Origin of the sequence: Prosthecobacter sp., assembly GCF_044236155.1 — a bacterium.
Classification (GTDB): domain Bacteria; phylum Verrucomicrobiota; class Verrucomicrobiia; order Verrucomicrobiales; family Verrucomicrobiaceae; genus Prosthecobacter.
In genome coordinates this window covers 252,591-268,704 of record NZ_JBIIHA010000001.1, presented here as the reverse complement: position 1 = coordinate 268,704, position 16,114 = coordinate 252,591, and the positions used below count along the sequence as shown (strand labels likewise).

Below are 16,114 nucleotides of genomic sequence, written 5' to 3'. Positions count from 1 at the left end.
GGAAACGCGGAACATCCCTGCGCTGTAGCCTGCCCGCTCCGCCTTTCAAGCACAGCCGCAGGATCTGACGTGAAGCCCACCTTCAGCGCCGAACGTGCAGAAACAGATTCACGCCCTCGGGCTCCCACTGCACGTCGATCGAATCCGCCGCCGCGCCCGCTTCGAGCGCCAACTCGCGCAAATGATCCCGTGTTCGGTGCTGCAACACCCAGTCGCCGAGCAGCTCCATGTAATCGCGGCTGGGATTGAAGTCGGAAAAATTGCCCACCACCACTTCCCCGCCCCGTTTCGTCACGGCCATCAACGCTTTCAGCAAATACACAAAGGTGCGGTCCGTGAGGTAATCAAACAACCCAGCCGACCAGACGAGTCCGTAGCCCTTGGCCGGCAGAAACCGCAGCACATTGCGATGATAAAACTCCACCCGCTGCGCAAACGGCGCGCACAGCACCTTTGCACGCTCGACCGCATGAATCTCCGCGTCCACGCAGTCGAAAAACACCTCGCGCTCAGGATTGTCCAGCACCCACTCACGCACATCACGCGCCGGGCCGCTGGCGACGTTCAGCACAGTCAGACGGGCCTTGGAGCGGCCTGCCGTGTGCGAGTTCAGCAGTTGATGGAAGTAGGCCTTGCGATTGCGCACCGCGTTCGGCGCCGCCTGCGAGTGAAAATACAGGTCCCAGCGGCGCAGATGCGGCTCCTGGGCTGTTTGCAGCGTGTAGATGGCTTCGATGATCTCAAAGTCACCGCTATAGCCGTATTTTTTCCCCAGCGCCCTCGCTTGCATCGTCCCTTCGAGATGGCGGCTGGTGATGTCATGCGCGTAGGCCAGCACGTCATCACGAGCGAGCCCCCCGGCCCTGACCGAGTCGCCAAGCTGCCGCAGTGTGCGGTTCAGCAACGCGTACTCGTTCGGCATCGGTCCGCCACTGGCAATGAGTTCGCGCAGCAGGTCGTCAAACTGGGACAGGGACGCATACTCGCTCCTGCGCTCATACATTCGTTCCTGGAGGGCAAGGGGCGGCATGCGCGGGATGGATGTCGTGGAGCAGCTTTAGCGGGCAATAACAGCTTATAGTAAGCATGTCTTAATCAATCCGGAAGCAAAAAGTTTCCCGCAAAGCTGGAAGCTTTGGCTTCGAGAAATGAGGGCCTTGACCAGTTTGACCCCTTCCTCGACCCGAAGGCCAAATCCCGCCGCACCAGACTCTACTTCCACAACGGCGACAAGGTGTGCCGCCTCGAATCCTTCCACGAAGGCCGCTCGAAACTCCATCTCACTCCTTAACGCATGCTCTTCGACCTCCAAACCGACCTCGCCGAGAAACACGCTGTTTCTTCGCGGCATGCCGAGATCGTGGGAAAACTCGCCAACATGGCCAAAACCATTCGTTCATGTAACACCTCCGTGATCCAGCTTTCGTCATCTTCACCTTCCAAATTCATGCGCTCACTCATCCTTCTTCCTCTCCTCACTCTCGCTGCCCTCGCTCAGCAGCCGAAACCGGCACCCACGAAGCTCGCGCCCGAAACCACGGCGTCCCTCGAAGCGCATCCAGGTCTCGTTTACGCCCGCTACGGCCAGCGGGAGATGCAGCTTGATCTTTGGAAGCCGAAAGCCGCCTCGCAGCCGCTACCTGCCATCGTCTGCATCCACGGCGGCGGTTGGTATAAGGGCGAGCGTTCCAACATGGCGAACCTCGCGCAGGCTTTGGCCGCGAAGGGCTTCGTCGCTGCCACCATCAGCTACCGACTCAGCGGTGAGGCGAAGTTCCCCGCCGCCATGCAGGACTGCAAGGCCGCGGTGCGCTTCCTGCGGGCGAATGCAGCAAAGTTTAGCATCGACGCAAAGGCCATCGGCGTCACCGGGCTCTCCGCAGGCGGCCATCTCGCCGCGCTGCTCACCACCAGCGGCGGCGTGAAGGAACTCGAAGGCGAAGGCGGCCACGCGGATCAAGCCAGCGCCGTGCAGGCCGGCATCGCCATGGGCGCGCAGAGCGATCTCGAAAGCCCGCGCATCGGCGAGCTCAGCGGCAAACCCGACGATCCCTTCTACCGGACCTTCCTCGGCGATTCACAGGCCGCGATCCCGCAAACCTACGCCCTCGCCTCGCCACGTCATCACCTCGACAAAGCCGACCCTCCCCTGCTTTTCATGACCGGCGAACTCGACGACGTCAGCACGCATGCCGACGAGACACGCCCCGATCTGGAAAAGCTCGGCATCCCCACCGGCCTCGTGCTCATCCCGCAGGCCCCGCATGCGTTTCTCGGCCAACAGAAGGCTTTCGATACCTGCGTGAGCGCCAGCGTGGAGTTCTTCGCGAAGCATCTGAAAAACAACGCGCCATGAAACCCGTCGTTCACTTCACCACCCACACGTCCCCGCTTGGCGATCTGACGCTCGCTGCCACCGATGAAGGCCTGTGCGGCCTTTACTTCAAAGGCCACAAGCCCGCGCCGAAGCGCGAAGGCTGGAAACGCGGCGACAGCCCGCACCTTGATGCCGCGCGCGCCTGGCTGGATGCCTGCTTCGCCGATGAAAAGCCGCGCAAGCTGCCTCCGCTCACCTTTGTCGGCGGCACGCCGTTTCAGCGCCGCGTGTGGGAGGCTCTGCGCGAGATCCCACGCGGCAAAACCACGACGTATGCCGCCCTCGCCATCGCCATTGGCTCACCGAAGGCGGTGCGAGCTGTTGGTGCCGCCGTGGGCCGCAATCCGCTCTCCATCTTCATCCCCTGCCACCGCGTCATCGGTCGCGATGGCACGCTCACCGGCTACGCGGGCGGCCTCACGCGGAAGAAGCAGCTTCTCGCCCTCGAAGGCGTGGCGGTCGCAATGACGAAACCAGAATGATGAATGCAGAAGGCCGATCCGGCTCGCGATTCATTCGTCATTCGCCATTCTGGTTTCGTCATTCCTCCCCATGTCTCCAACGTATGCCCGCATCCGCGCTGAAGTGCTGCGCCTCGTCGCCTTGATCCCCGAGGGCAAATTTACGACTTACGGAAGCATCGCCGTGCACATGAATGTCGTCGCGCGACACGTCGCCACGGTGCTCAGTCGTCTCACGGATGAAGAATCGAAGTCCCTGCCCTGGCACCGAGTGGTCAGCGCCGACGCCCGCATCAGCCCGAATATGGACGCGAAGCTCGCCGCGCGTCAAAAGCGCCTCCTCAAAGCCGAAGGCCTGAAAATCGACCGCGAAGGCTTCATTCAGGATGCCGACGCGCACTTCCACGTCGTCGGCGTGCGGCGAAACATCCGCTGGAGCGAGGTGGAGTAAGCGCGAAATGTCCGCGCTGGGGCTTCGTTTCCACGCCATGACTCTGCGCGTCCTTCTTCCGCTCCTCACCGCCTCCGCTCTGCATGCGGAGGATGCTGAATCGCTGTTCGTGCGGCGTGTGTGGCCGTTGTTTCAGGAGAAATGCCTCGCTTGCCACGGCAATGACGAGAAGAAGATCAAGGCGGACTACGACATGCGAACGCTCGAGAGCGCCACAAAGGGCGGTGAGAGCGGCTCGACAGCGCTTGTGCCGGGCAAGCCGGAGGAAAGTCCGCTTTACCTCGCCTCGACGCGCCAGCACGAGGATTGGGAGCCCATGCCTCCGAAGGAGGCGGATCAACTCAAGCCCGAGCAGCTTACCTGGATCAAGGATTGGATCGCTGGCGGTGCGCCCTGGCCCGATGAAGCGAAACGAAATACCATCGCGAAGGCGAGCGCGGATAAGTGGAGCGCCGAAGACGGCATCACCGTGAAGGTCACGGGTGCTCTGACGCCTGAGTGGGCGAATCGGCGCTACAAGCCCGAATCATTGTGGGCGTATCAACCGGTGAAGATGCCAGACTTGGAGACTTTGAGACAGGGAGACAAGGAGATGCATCCGGTGGATGCGCTGCTGGCGGTGAAGAATCCGGCACCGGAAGCAGATGCACGCACGCTGATCCGACGCGCCACCTTTGATCTCACAGGGCTGCCTCCGACGCCGGAAGAAGTGGCTGCTTTTGAGTCGGACTGGTCCGACGTGTCTGACCGGTCGGGTGCTTGGCTACGTTTGATTAACAGGCTGCTCGACTCCCCACACTACGGCGAACGCATGGCCCGGCATTGGTTGGATGTCGTTCGCTACGCGGATTCGAGCGGTTTCGCGAATGACTACGAGCGCGGCAATGCGTGGCGCTACCGCGATTATGTCGTGCGGAGCTTCAATGCGGACAAACCGTTCGATCAGTTCATCGTCGAGCAGATCGCGGGAGATGAGATGCAGCCAAATGATCCCGAAAAGCTCATCGCGACGGGTTTTCTGCGCATGGGACCGTGGGAACTCACGGGCATGGAGGTGGCCAAGGTCGCGCGGCAGCGGTTTCTCGATGATGTGACGAATTCCGTCGGCGAGACCTTCCTCGCGCACTCGCTGCAATGCGCGCGCTGCCACGATCACAAGTTCGATCCGGTGCCCACGCATGATTATTACTCGATCCAGGCCTGTTTCGCGACGACGCAGCTCACCGAGCGTGAAGCGCCGTTTTTGAAGTCGGAGAATACGAGCGGCTTCGAGGAAAAAAGGTATCTCGAAGCCCGCCGCTCCGACCATCTGGCCGTTTTGAAGGTGCTCGATGAAAAGCTGCTGCAAAACGCCTCGAAGTGGCTCGCGGGGAAGAAGATCGATCCGGCGAAATGGAATGCCGCGGTGGCGCAGGCGAAGCAAGGCGGCGGCAAGAACCCCAAAAAGGGCTTCTCCGATGTTTTTGGTGCCGCGCGTCAGATCCTGACGAAGCAAGGCGTGCCGGAGGATCAGTATCCACCGAAGCTCGTCGGTTTTGAGCCGCAGGACTTCGGCAACGAACGTGTGGCCCGCAAAGGGCTCGAACGCCTGAAGTGGGAGATGGAGCGCTACGAGCCCTACGCCTTCAGCGTGTACAACGGCGTCACCATCCCGATGGTGAATGTTTACCAGCCGCTGCGCATGCCCGGCGACACCATGAAGAACGGCGAGCTCGAACGAACCGCCATCCTCGGCGGCGGCGATCCGTTTTCACCGACGACAAAAGTGAAGCCCGGTGTGCTCTCCATCTTCGGCAGCGTCGAGTTCCCCGAAGCCGTCGAAGGCCGCCGCAGCGCGCTAGCGAAGTGGATCGCGAGCAAGGATAACCCGCTCACCACACGCACCATCGTCAACCGCCTGTGGCTCTGGCACTTCGACCAGGCCATCGCCGGCAATCCGAACAATTTTGGCAGCACCGGCAAAAAGCCCACGCATCCCGAGCTGCTCGACTTCCTCGCCGCGACGCTCGTGGAGAAAGGCTGGAGCGTGAAGGAGATGCATCGGCTCATCATGACGAGTGCGGCGTATCGTCGAACGAGTTTTCCAACTCGTTCCAAACCTGACGAGTTGGAAAACTCGTCCTACGCCCTCTTCAAACCGCGCCGCTTGATGGCCGAGGAGCTTCGCGATGCGATGCTGAGCATCACGGGCGAGTTGAATCCAACGCTCGGCGGCATTCCGAACCGGCCGGAGATCAATCTCGAGGTCGCCATGCAACCACGCATGGTCATGGGCACGTTTGCGGCCGCGTGGGTGCCAAATCCGCTGCCGCAGCAGCGGCATCGCCGCAGTTTGTATGCGCTCAAAATTCGCGGCCTGCGCGATCCGTTCATGGAGGTCTTCAACGAGCCCGCGCCCGACTTCTCCTGCGAAGCCCGTGAGGTCTCCACCGTCACACCGCAGGTCTTCAGCCTCTTCAACGGCCAGGCGAGTTACGACCGCGCTTTGGCGCTGGCGAATCGCGTGTTGAAGGAGAAATCGGCGAATCCTATCGCGCGAGTGTTTGAGCTCACGTTTGGCCGCAAGCCTTCCGCTGATGAACAAGCCGCCTGCGAAGCGCATTGGAAGCAGATGGAGGCCAAACAGGCCCGCCTGACCTTTTCAAAGCCTAAACCGCCGCTCGAAGTGCGCCGCGAAGCTGTTGAGGAGAACACCGGCGAGAAATTCAGCTTCCAAGAAAAGCTCCCCGGCTACGCTGACTTCGTCCCTGACCTGCAACCGGCCGATTGCGATGCCAAAACGCGGGCGTTGGCCGATGTGTGCCTCGTGCTGCTGAACTCGAATGAATTCGCCTACCTCTACTGAGCCATGAACGCCTCCTTTTTTCCCTGTGCTGGTGGTCGTGCGCTGCATGTGCCCACGCGGCGCGACTTCGTGTATGGTCTCGGCACCTCGCTCGGCAGCGTGGCTTTGACCTCCCTGCTCGCAGCCGAACAAAAAAGCCCGCTGGCACCAAAGCCACAGATGGTGCCCGCGAAGGCGAAGAACTGCATCTTCCTCATGATGGAGGGCGGGCCGAGCCACATCGACTGCTTTGATCCGAAGCCCGCACTCGAAAAACTCCACCTGAAGGAGTTTGTTCGCGAAGGGAAGATGAAGTCCGCGATGGAGAGCGGAAAGCGCTACTATGTGAAATCGCCCTTCGCTTTTGCTCAACACGGCCAGAGCGGCGCGTGGATGAGCGAGCCGTGGCAGCATCTTTCGAAGGTCGCGGACGAGCTTTGCTTCTATCGCGGCTGCCAGGTGGATTCGGTGAATCATCCCACGGCGATGTATCAAATGAACTGCGGCAATCGCTTCGGCGGAGATCCGGCGTTTGGCTCCTGGGTGAATTATGGTCTTGGCTCCATGAATCAGGACCTGCCGGGCTTTGTGGTGCTACCGGAGATCAGCTACCCGCAGGGCGGCAGTGCCAATTGGGGCAATGGCTACCTGCCCGCGCACTTTCAAGGCACCGCGCTAAGAGCCAAAGGTTCGCCCATCCTCGATCTCCAGCCGCCACTGGGCATCACGCCGGAGCATCAGCGGGCGAATCTGGACCTGCTGGGCAAATTAAACGCCAAACACGCCGAGGAGCATCCTGGGCACGACGAACTGAAGGCGCGCATGAACAACTATGAGCTGGCCTTTCGCATGCAGATGCAGGTGCCAGAGGTCATTGATCTCGAAAAAGAGGACGCGAAGACCAAAGAGCTCTACGGCATCGGCAAGGACGCCACGGATGCGTTTGGTCGCAAATGCCTGCTGGCGCGGAAGCTTGTCGAGAAAGGCGTGCGCTTTGTGCAGCTCTACAATGGGACCTGGGACAGCCACGATTACATTGAGCGTGCGCACGGCAACCTCATCCGCGGTGTGGACCAGCCCATCGCCGCGCTCATCACCGATCTGAAGCAGCGCGGCCTGCTCGATGACACGCTCATCGTGTGGTGCGGTGAATTCGGCCGCACGCCGGACAATGGTGTGCGCGGCGGCACTGCCTACGGTCGTGATCACAATCCCAAGGCGATGACGATCTGGATGGCGGGCGGTGGCTGCAAAGCGGGTCACAGCATCGGCGCCACGGATGACCGCGGCATGGAGGCCATCGAGGAGGTGCATCATGTGCGTGACCTGCACGTCACGCTGCTTCGGTTGCTCGGGCTTGATGACAACAAGCTCACCTTCTACCACGGCGGCCGTTTCAAGCAGCTCTCGCAGATCGGCGGGCAGGTGATCGAGAAGCTGGTCGCTTAAAATGTGAGCGAAGACAGCCATGGTGGACGTTCATCCGTGGTCATGATGAAGAAAACCATCCTCCTGCTCTTGCTGGCTGCTTTCGCCACCGCCGCATGGATTGTCCTGATGCCGCAAAACGTCGAGAAAACGACCATCACGGTGTTTTGCGCCGCTGGTTTGAAAAAGCCGGTGGAGGAAATCGCGCTGGCCTACCAGAAGGAGACGGGTGACGAGGTGCGGTTACAGTATGGCGGCACGGGAACGCTGCTGAGCCAGCTCAAGATCGCAAAACAGGGCGATCTTTTCATCGCCGCTGACGATGGCGCGCTGTCGGATGCGAAGAAAATGGGCGTGACTCGGGAGGAGTTCCAACTGGTGAAGCAGAAGCCCGTCATCGCGGTAGCGAAGGGCAATCCAAAGCAGGTGGACGGCCTCGCAGCGCTGAAGAAGCCGGAGATCAAGCTGGCGCTGCCGAATCCCGAGGCGGCGAGCATCGGACGTGTGACGAAACAACTTCTGGGGACCGGGTGGGACGCGCTGGCAGCCAAAGCTGCGGTGATGAAGCCCACGGTGACGGAGATCGCGGCGGATTTGTCCTTGGGAGCGGTGGACGCGGCGATTGTCTGGGACTCCACGGTGCCCCAGTTCAATCTGGAGGCAGTCACCATCCCTGAACTGGCGAAACATGAGGAATTTGCCACCGCCGCAGTGCTGGCATCAAGCACGCAGCCAGCGGCGACGCTGCGCTTCGCGCGTTATCTGTCCGCTCCGGAAAAAGGCGGAGCGATTTTTCAGAAGCACGGGTTTCACAACGTGCCTGGCGACAAATGGGCCGCGAAGCCGGATTTGATCCTCTACAGCGGCGGCGTGAACCGACCGGCAATCGAAAAGGTGCTGCTGGAATTCGCCGAGCGGGAAGGCATCACCATCACGACGACCTACAACGGCTGCGGCATCCTTTGCGCGGCGATGAAGACGATGGAGAAAAGCAGCGATCCAAAGTTCCCGGATGTGTATTATGCCTGCGACGTGTGCTTTGTGCCGCCTGTGGCAGAGCATTTCCCGGAAGCTGTGATGCTCACCGAAGCGGAAATCGTGATCGCGGTCCCCAAAGGCAACCCGCAGGGCATCCACACGCTGGCAGATCTGGCACGGCCAGGGCTGCGCGTGGGCCTGTGCAACGCGGAGCAGTCCACGCTGGGTTTTTTAACCAGTTCGATGCTGAAATCGATGAACCTTTGGGAAAGTGTCAGCAAGAATGCGTCCTCGCAGGTGCCGACGGGAGATTTTCTGGTGAACCAGATGCGCACCGGCTCCCTGGACGCGGCGGTCGTCTATCGCATCAACATTCAAAAAGCCCAGGATCACTTCGACGCGGTGCCTCTGCCCGCGGACAAGTCAAAGGCGGTGCAACCGTTTGCCGTGAGGCGTGATTCGGAGCACCAGCAGCTCGGACGCCGGCTGCTGGCATTTTTACGAGAGCATCGCAAAAGCTTCGAGGACGCCGGATTCACATGGCGGGGGGAAGAAGTCCCGGTGAAGAGCACCGAAATCGTGCTGCCGGAGTGGTTGAGGCAGAAATGAGCCCCCTGGATGGTTACTTCGCCTGAAGCACCTGCCGCAACCCGTCCGCCAGCAGCTCGTGCTGCCAGAGCATGAGATGATTCCCAGGATCCCCCGAGACCACCAGCTCCTCCAAGGTGCCGCGTGATCCGAGCAGGGACGCCTCGATTTCGAGCCCTTGGGCGACTTTTTCTCGATGGGCGCAGAGCTGGTCGATCTGATCGCGCTGGGCATCGCTGAGGCGGCCCTTGGTCTTTTTGGGACGTGCTGGCCATGAGGCAGGGTCGGAATTGGTGACCGCGGCGATGATGTCGTGAAATTCCTTCTTCCAACGCGGACGCCAGCCATTCGGCGGATTCAGCGCCTGTCCGGCCTCGAACTGCTCGGCATAGGCGGTCATCTGCTTGTTGGACATGATTTTGAAACACGGCAGGTCACGCTCTTTCGCGATGCCTTCACGCCACTCCCACATGCCCTTGAGAAGGGCAAGGCCGCGCGGATGCAGACGGCCGCAGCCCTGCACGCGCCACGGATCCTCGCGCGCGGCATTGTCGCGTGCGGCGACATCCTCCTGCAAGGCGAGACAGCTCTGATGGAACCAGGCCTCCCTGCCCTTCTCACGCAGTTGCGCGACGAATTTGTCGGCCAGGGGGAGGAGGTAGCGCACGTCATCGACGGCGTAGGAGAGCATGTTGTGCGGCAGCGGACGCCGGCTCCAGTCGGCTTTCTGGGAAGCCTTGCAGAGCTCGATGTCGAAGTTGTTCTTCACGAGCGCGGCGAGGCCGAACTGGCGTGCGCCGAGAAGGCGCGCGGCGATCTGCGTGTCGCGCACGACCTTGGGAGACCAGCCGTAGCCGCGGCGCAGCATGGTGAGGTCGTAATCAGCACCGTGAAACCAAAGCTCATGGGCGTCGAGCAGCTCAAGCAGCGGCGAGACATCCGCAATGGCGAGCGGATCGACGAGAGCGAAGCGCCCGGCGCAGTTGACTTGCAGGAGGCAAAGCTTTTCGTGGTAGTGATGCAGGCTGTCGGCCTCGGTGTCGAGACAGCAGCGCTTGTCGGCGCTTTCCGAGAGCCATTGGCGCATTTGTTTGACCCACTGGTCGAGATGCTGCGGCGTGTCGATAAACTCGTGGTCCGCCTGGTGGGAAGCCTCGTTCATTTCAGGCCGGTCAGAAGGATTTCGGCGTTGTTGCTGGTGCGGTTGATGTTGCGGATGAGCAACTCAAGCGCCTCGACAGCGGGAACAGCGGCGAGCTGTTTGCGCACCTGGGTGATGCGGCGGAACTCGTCGGGATGATAGAGCAAGTCGTCACGACGGGTGCCGGACTTCAGCACATGCAGCGCGGGGAAGATCCGGCGCTCGGAGATTTCGCGGTCGAGCGTGGCCTCCATGTTGCCGGTGCCCTTGAACTCCTCGAAGATGACCTCATCCATGCGGCTTTCGGTCTCGATGAGCGCTGTGGCGATGATGGTGAGGCTACCGCCTTCCTCGACATTACGGGCGGCACCGAAGAACTTCTTGGGTTTTTGCAGGGCTTTGGGATGCAGACCGCCGCTGCCGTATCCGCCACCACCGCCCTGGCTTTTGCCACCGCTAAGACTGGCATTGTAGCCGCGGGCAAGCCTGGTGATGCTGTCGATCAATATGACCACGTCTTTTTTTAGCTCAACAAGGCGGCAGGCGCGCTCACGGACGATCTCGGCGACCTGGCTGTGACGCTTCGGGCTTTCATCAAAGGTGGAACTGTAAATCTCGCATCCGTGGACGGTCTCCTCGAAATCAGTGACCTCCTCCGGGCGCTCGTCGAGGAGGAGGACGATGAGCGTGATCTCCTTGTGGTTCTGGGCGATGGATTTGGCGATGTCCTTGAGGATGACCGTCTTGCCAGAGCGGGGAGGTGCGCAGATAAGACCACGCTGGCCTTTGCCAAGCGGAGCGACGAGATCGAGAATGCGGGCGCTGAGAGCGCAGGGCTTGGGTGTTTCTAGAATGATGCGCTGATTGGGGAATGTGGCCGTCAACTTGTCGAACTCGACCGGGGACTCCCATTGCTCAATCGGCAATCCCTCGACCTCGGTGATGCGGTCAATCGCGATGTATTTGTCCTTGTCCTTCGGCGCCTTGGCATAGCCGGTGATTTTCTGGCTGGCGCGCAGGTTGAATTTCCTGACGAGGAACAAGGGAACAAACACATCCTCCGGCAGCGGAGTGAAACTGTATTTCGGATATCGGATGAGGCCGAAATTATCAGCGCCAATCTCGAGCACACCCTCGACCTTGAGACGGGTTTTATGCTCAGCCAGCCAGGAGCACAGGTCGTAGATCAACTGGTGCTTGGAACGGCTGGCATTGAGCCGGAAACCAACCTTGTCAGCCAGTTCCTGTATTTCCGTGAGGGACGCCGCCTGAAGGTCATTGATGGAAACCTCCTGTGGAAAAGGCGGCTGCGCACCTTCTTGTCTGGGGTCAGCGGCAGGCCCGTTCAAGGCGGCTCCATTGTCCTGGGCAGGAAGCGGTTCTTGAGAAGGGGAGCCGTCCGAGTTGGCGGCGGGCTCCGCAGTAGTCGCGGAGGAGGAGTCGGGGAGTTCTTCGTTCATGCTTGCAAGAGCGGGCTTGCCAGCGTCAGCACCTGGGCTTCAAGAGAGGCCAGACTGCCGTCATTCCAAATGACGGCGTCCGCTCTTTCAACCTTGGCTTCGATGGGCCATTGGGCCTCCAGGAACTTGTGAACGGTCTGTTCGTCGAGTCCCCGGGTTTCCATCATCCGCCGGATCTGCACCGACCGGCTGGAAGCCACCACGATGACGAGATCTGCTGAAACTGTTGCACCAATCTCATAGTGCAGAGGGACTTCCGCAAGGAAAAGATTTGCCCCGGAGGCAAGCGCCTGCTTCCGGCTCGCTTCGAGGGCTTGAAGCACCGGGGGATGCAGGACTGCCTCCAGCCGTCCACGCAGAATCGGGTCCGGCAGGACAACGTCACGCAGCCAGGAACGGTTCACCATACCGGACCCAAGACGAACATTGGAACCGAGACATTCTTCGAGTAGTTCGATCGTCTCCTGGCGCTCCAAGGCCGCGGAAACCTCCAAATCAGCGGAGAACCGGCTGACTGCGGGCAGAATCCCATGCAAAAAACTGAGCAGCAGGCTTTTGCCACAACCTGGCCCGCCTGTGATTAGCCATGATTTCATGAAGGGTGCTCAGTTAGCCACAATGAAAGGTGGCTCAAATGAATCAGGCAGGAATGTCGCCATTCCTGCCTGAAATGAGGTTCAAGAATCGACCCGCTAGGATCAATTCCCAGGAGCCACTGGCGGCAGCAAGGTTCCCACCGAGCCCGGTCCAGCGGCAGCGTCAGGAGTAGCGCCGACCTTCGTGATTCGCTGACCGGAGGGGTCAATGAGGTGAGCGGTGACGAAGATCATGAGGTTCCGCTTGAAGTGCTGCTCAGCCTCGGACTTGAAGAGGCGTCCGACGAACGGAAGATCGCCAAGAACAGGAATTTTGTCTTCAACGTCTTGCACGTCCTCACGAATCAGGCCGCCAAGGCCGACCGTTTGGCCATCCCAGATCGACACGCCTGTTGTTACTTTACGGACGGAGAAAATGGGCTGGTTAATAATGTTGGCGGTAAGCAAACGCTCCGTGCTAACAATAGGAACAATGGTCTGACCACCAGCACCCAATGTCAGAATTTGGAAATTCGAACCAGCAGGTGAGTTGATAGGGCTACCATAGTTGATGAAACCATCAAATTCGACCACTTCCGGCGCCAAGGTAAGTTCAATGGTGTTTCCATCCGCTCCAACCGTTGGTTCTGCCTCCAAGCGCACACCGGTCTGGCGCATCTCGAACGCTGTGGGTGTGGTCGGAGTGGCGATCAAGGCCGAAGTACCACCACCACCGATACCACCACCACCAGCCTGTGGAAGCTGCGGCGGATCAAATTCTGTGGGGTAGATGAATTCACGGGTGACCTCCATCGTGGCACGTGTTCCACTCTTCGTGGTCACGCTGGGAGCGCTCATCAGGTCCACACCTTTTTTCTGGCTCAGGCCGCGAATGACCGTCTGGAATTGTGGATCGGTGAACACGCCAGCCACCGAGAAGATACCAGGGGCCACCGTAGAACCACCCGTGGTAGAACCGGTCGTGAGCAGGTTATCAATGCTATTGTTGTTGAGAGCCAAACTACCGGAACGCAAACCTGAGGAAATCGGCCCGCCGCCGCCACCAGTAGCGCCAGGAGTAACACCCTGGACATTCGGCCCAGCAAGCGCGTTGTTGATAATTTGCGCCGGGAAAACCACTTGGCCACCAGCGGTGACAGCGGGAATTGTTTGAATACCGCCAAAAGGATAGTTTTGGTAGTTGTAAGGGTTGCCATTCCCGCTTGAGCCACCACCTGCAAATACGTTGTTTCCATTGAAACCAACGCCCCCAAGAAGCCAGTCAAATCCGAGTTCCTCAGTGTTTTTCTGAGTGACTTCGACAAACTTGGATGTGATGACCACCATCTTGGGAGCATTCTTGGTGATTGTGTCCACGAAGGCCTCGACCAAGTCCAAGTTTGGCTGGGTGTTACGCACCACCAACTGAGAGGTGGCGGGGTTGAAGCTTGCCGAGGAACCGTCTGGGAAGGTGATGCCCTGCGCTTCAAGAATTTGCTTGGCAGATTTTCTAGCAATCAACCCACCCGCTGGAGCGGCGCCACCACCACCAGCCGCAAAAGGATCCGCTGGAGCGGCTGGAGCCGCGCCTGCACCTGGGTCACCGCCACCAATACTCAGGAAATCCGGCGGCACGCGATAGGTGCGGGTGTATTGCTGGCTGGCATCCTCGGACAGAGGGACGACGAGCACGGCATGCGCCTCAACCTTGAACTTCATCTGCGCAAGCTCGGTCACGTACCGAAGCGCCTCGGACATCGGCACATCCTTGAGGTCCAGGCTGATGGAGGCATTGCTCGGGGCATCACCGGTGCGAAGGATGATGTTCACCCCTTTGACTCCTGAGGCATCGGTGAATGTATCAAGGTCACGGCTCTTCACGCGAAGATATTCAATGGCTTCCTCAATCGTGGCTCCTTGGAAGGACACGGTTGGGAAGATGATCTTGTTCATCTTCTCAGTGAGGTAGGCACCAGGACTGCGGCCAATCCCATAATCGAAGGCGACCGCGCTTCCCTGAACCGGAACCTTGTCCTCCCATGACTCGTCCACTGCGGCGAGCATCTTTGCGCGCTGATGGTCATAAGCAGCGCGGAAGTATTCCATGCGCTTGCGCTCGGCATTCTCCATACCACGCCGGGCCGCGCTGTTGTAGGGGTCGGTGCGGAGCACGTCCTGATACTGGGTGATGGCATTGTCGTAATTGCCGAGTTCGACCGAACTATTGGCAAGGAGGAGGCCTTTCTGAACCTTGCCGACATTTTCAACATGTTTGGCAGTCAAGGCTGGAGGCCAACGGTCCGGATCGTCGAGCTGCTTCTGGAAGGCGAGGGCGTCCTTATGGCCGGGTATGGAGGCAATGGCACCTTCGAGCAATTGCCTGGCCTCTTCGTAATTTCCCACTCGGGCCTTCTCACGTGCGACGACGACGCTGCAGTCGGCGTGCTTCAGCTTTGCCAGTTCAAGCCAGTCTTGGGTAAGCGGAGCGGAAGGGAGCGCATCAATCGCGGCCTTGTAGGAACCAAGGGCGCCTTCGTAATCACCTTCGCTGAAGAGCTTGTCGCCGCGATCCATGGCGGTTCGGGCATCCTCGATGCGGGCATAGCGGCGTGCGATTTCACGATTGGCCATTCCAGAAATCGAGCTTTGAGCCATGATTTTGGGGGAAATCGTGGTCAAGGCGGCAATGGAAAGGTTGAGCACCAGACGGGAGGAGTGGGTCATAAGGCGGACGAGCAGCGTATTTTTGAGGTGAAGAAGGATTTTTAGCAGAGAGGTGGGAACCTTGGCGAGATTTTTTTCTCGAAGTTAGAAAAAAGAAAGGGGGATTCAGCGTTGCAGAATTTCGACTGTTTCAGGAGTTGGCTTTCCATCCTTGCCGTTTGGCGAGATCACCGCCTTGGTTTCTTCCAGTTTTAAAATGTGGTAGGTCACACCCAAGCCAGGAAGTTGGAAGGTTTTTCCTCCCCTGACACCAGGAATCGTCTGGCGCTTTTTCCAGAGGAATTCCAGTTCGGCTTCGTATTCGGCGAGGTTGATTTCTTTACCCTGCACAAGCTCAAACTCCTTCTTGGTCGAGAGGTCGAGAACTTTTACGATTGATGCATCCATGGGGCCGAGTGTCGGATGCTGGATCGTCTCTTTTTTAGCAGAGAGCAGCTTGAAGCGCGTGACGCCCTTCTCGAAGCCAAACTCCTCGTTCATGGCGACGAACTTGCTTGCCTTCGGCTCAGGCTTCAGACGCTGAATTTGGAACGTGGCTCCATCACCGCTGACCAGTTTCATGATGTAATCATGACTGATGCGCTGGCGCAGGAAGAGCTTGTTGGTCAGCGGCGGCATCTTTGACGCGTCGCGTGGATCGGTCTTGGCATTGAATTCTTCCAGATTGGAAAAGCCATCGCCGTCAGCGTCCAGATCACCCACGTTCGGGGAGAAAATGTCCGGCAACTGCGATTCAGGCGGACTTTTCGACAGGTCGCCGGTCAGGAAAATGTTTGTCATCGGCTCGCGAAACTTCGGCTCCGGAAGCAGGAGGTCGAACAACTGGCCTTCCTTCATCACCAACAGCACTGACTTGTTCAGAGGAACGGCCTTGCCGTTTCGAGCGGGAGATGTCCATGCGTACTTTTTGCGGATGGTCTCGGTGGCCTCGGTGACCTTCTGTTTGTCAGGAGGATTCATGCCGCTTTGCGCGCTAGGTTGCGCCAAAGCAAGACTGTCTTCGAACCCTTGCGATTCGAGTACCAGCCACACCGCCACGCCTATGGCGAGAAGCGCGGAGAGTGTCAGAATGACTTTTTCGTAGTTTCCCTGGCTGTTTTGCATGGT

The 16,114-nt window shown here is 59.5% G+C and carries 13 protein-coding genes; 7 read left to right on the top strand and 6 right to left on the bottom strand.

Annotated features, from left to right (window positions below):
- Window positions 1-82 precede the first annotated feature (82 nt).
- Window positions 83-1,030, bottom strand: a complete 948-nt coding sequence (locus ACILSE_RS01080; protein WP_395715487.1) for a class I SAM-dependent methyltransferase — start codon at window positions 1,028-1,030, stop codon at window positions 83-85.
- Between the two features lie 105 nt (window positions 1,031-1,135).
- Between ACILSE_RS01080 and ACILSE_RS01075 the strand changes: the two genes are divergently transcribed.
- The 7 genes from ACILSE_RS01075 to modA all read left to right on the top strand — a co-directional run bounded on the left by ACILSE_RS01075 (window position 1,136) and on the right by modA (window position 9,128).
- Complete coding sequence (locus ACILSE_RS01075) at window positions 1,136-1,291, top strand: hypothetical protein (RefSeq protein WP_395715486.1); 156 nt, start codon at window positions 1,136-1,138, stop codon at window positions 1,289-1,291.
- A gap of 3 nt (window positions 1,292-1,294) precedes the next feature.
- Window positions 1,295-2,356: an alpha/beta fold hydrolase gene (locus ACILSE_RS01070; protein WP_395715485.1), complete on the top strand. Its 1,062-nt coding sequence runs from the start codon at window positions 1,295-1,297 to the stop codon at window positions 2,354-2,356.
- Window positions 2,353-2,859, top strand: a complete 507-nt coding sequence (locus ACILSE_RS01065) for a methylated-DNA--[protein]-cysteine S-methyltransferase (protein WP_395715484.1) — start codon at window positions 2,353-2,355, stop codon at window positions 2,857-2,859. The genes ACILSE_RS01070 and ACILSE_RS01065 overlap by 4 nt, the downstream gene beginning before the upstream one ends.
- Window positions 2,860-2,929: 70 nt before the next feature.
- Window positions 2,930-3,289: an MGMT family protein gene (locus ACILSE_RS01060; protein WP_395715483.1), complete on the top strand. Its 360-nt coding sequence runs from the start codon at window positions 2,930-2,932 to the stop codon at window positions 3,287-3,289.
- Between the two features lie 37 nt (window positions 3,290-3,326).
- The gene (locus tag ACILSE_RS01055) at window positions 3,327-6,134 is read left to right on the top strand and encodes a PSD1 and planctomycete cytochrome C domain-containing protein (protein ID WP_395715482.1); all 2,808 of its coding nucleotides are present in this window, start codon (window positions 3,327-3,329) and stop codon (window positions 6,132-6,134) included.
- A 3-nt stretch (window positions 6,135-6,137) separates the two neighbouring features.
- The gene (locus ACILSE_RS01050) at window positions 6,138-7,562 is read left to right on the top strand and encodes a DUF1501 domain-containing protein (protein WP_395715481.1); all 1,425 of its coding nucleotides are present in this window, start codon (window positions 6,138-6,140) and stop codon (window positions 7,560-7,562) included.
- Window positions 7,563-7,604: 42 nt separating this feature from the next.
- The gene (gene modA / locus ACILSE_RS01045) at window positions 7,605-9,128 is read left to right on the top strand and encodes a molybdate ABC transporter substrate-binding protein (RefSeq protein ID WP_395715480.1); all 1,524 of its coding nucleotides are present in this window, start codon (window positions 7,605-7,607) and stop codon (window positions 9,126-9,128) included.
- Between the two features lie 13 nt (window positions 9,129-9,141).
- On the opposite strand, the gene ACILSE_RS01040 is transcribed toward modA, so the two are convergent.
- From ACILSE_RS01040 to ACILSE_RS01020, 5 genes are all read right to left on the bottom strand, one after another.
- Window positions 9,142-10,269: a ribonuclease D gene (locus ACILSE_RS01040; protein WP_395715479.1), complete on the bottom strand. Its 1,128-nt coding sequence runs from the start codon at window positions 10,267-10,269 to the stop codon at window positions 9,142-9,144.
- Complete coding sequence (rho, locus tag ACILSE_RS01035) at window positions 10,266-11,708, bottom strand: transcription termination factor Rho (protein WP_395715478.1); 1,443 nt, start codon at window positions 11,706-11,708, stop codon at window positions 10,266-10,268. Before rho ends, ACILSE_RS01040 begins: the two co-directional genes overlap by 4 nt.
- Window positions 11,705-12,304, bottom strand: a complete 600-nt coding sequence (gene coaE, locus ACILSE_RS01030) for a dephospho-CoA kinase (protein ID WP_395715477.1) — start codon at window positions 12,302-12,304, stop codon at window positions 11,705-11,707. The genes rho and coaE overlap by 4 nt, the downstream gene beginning before the upstream one ends.
- Window positions 12,305-12,406: 102 nt before the next feature.
- On the bottom strand, window positions 12,407-15,007 hold the full coding sequence (locus ACILSE_RS01025) for an Amuc_1098 family type IV pilus outer membrane protein (protein WP_395715476.1): 2,601 nt from the start codon (window positions 15,005-15,007) through the stop codon (window positions 12,407-12,409).
- Between the two features lie 105 nt (window positions 15,008-15,112).
- On the bottom strand, window positions 15,113-16,111 hold the full coding sequence (locus tag ACILSE_RS01020; RefSeq protein ID WP_395715475.1) for an Amuc_1099 family pilus-like system protein: 999 nt from the start codon (window positions 16,109-16,111) through the stop codon (window positions 15,113-15,115).
- Window positions 16,112-16,114: the final 3 nt, after the last annotated feature.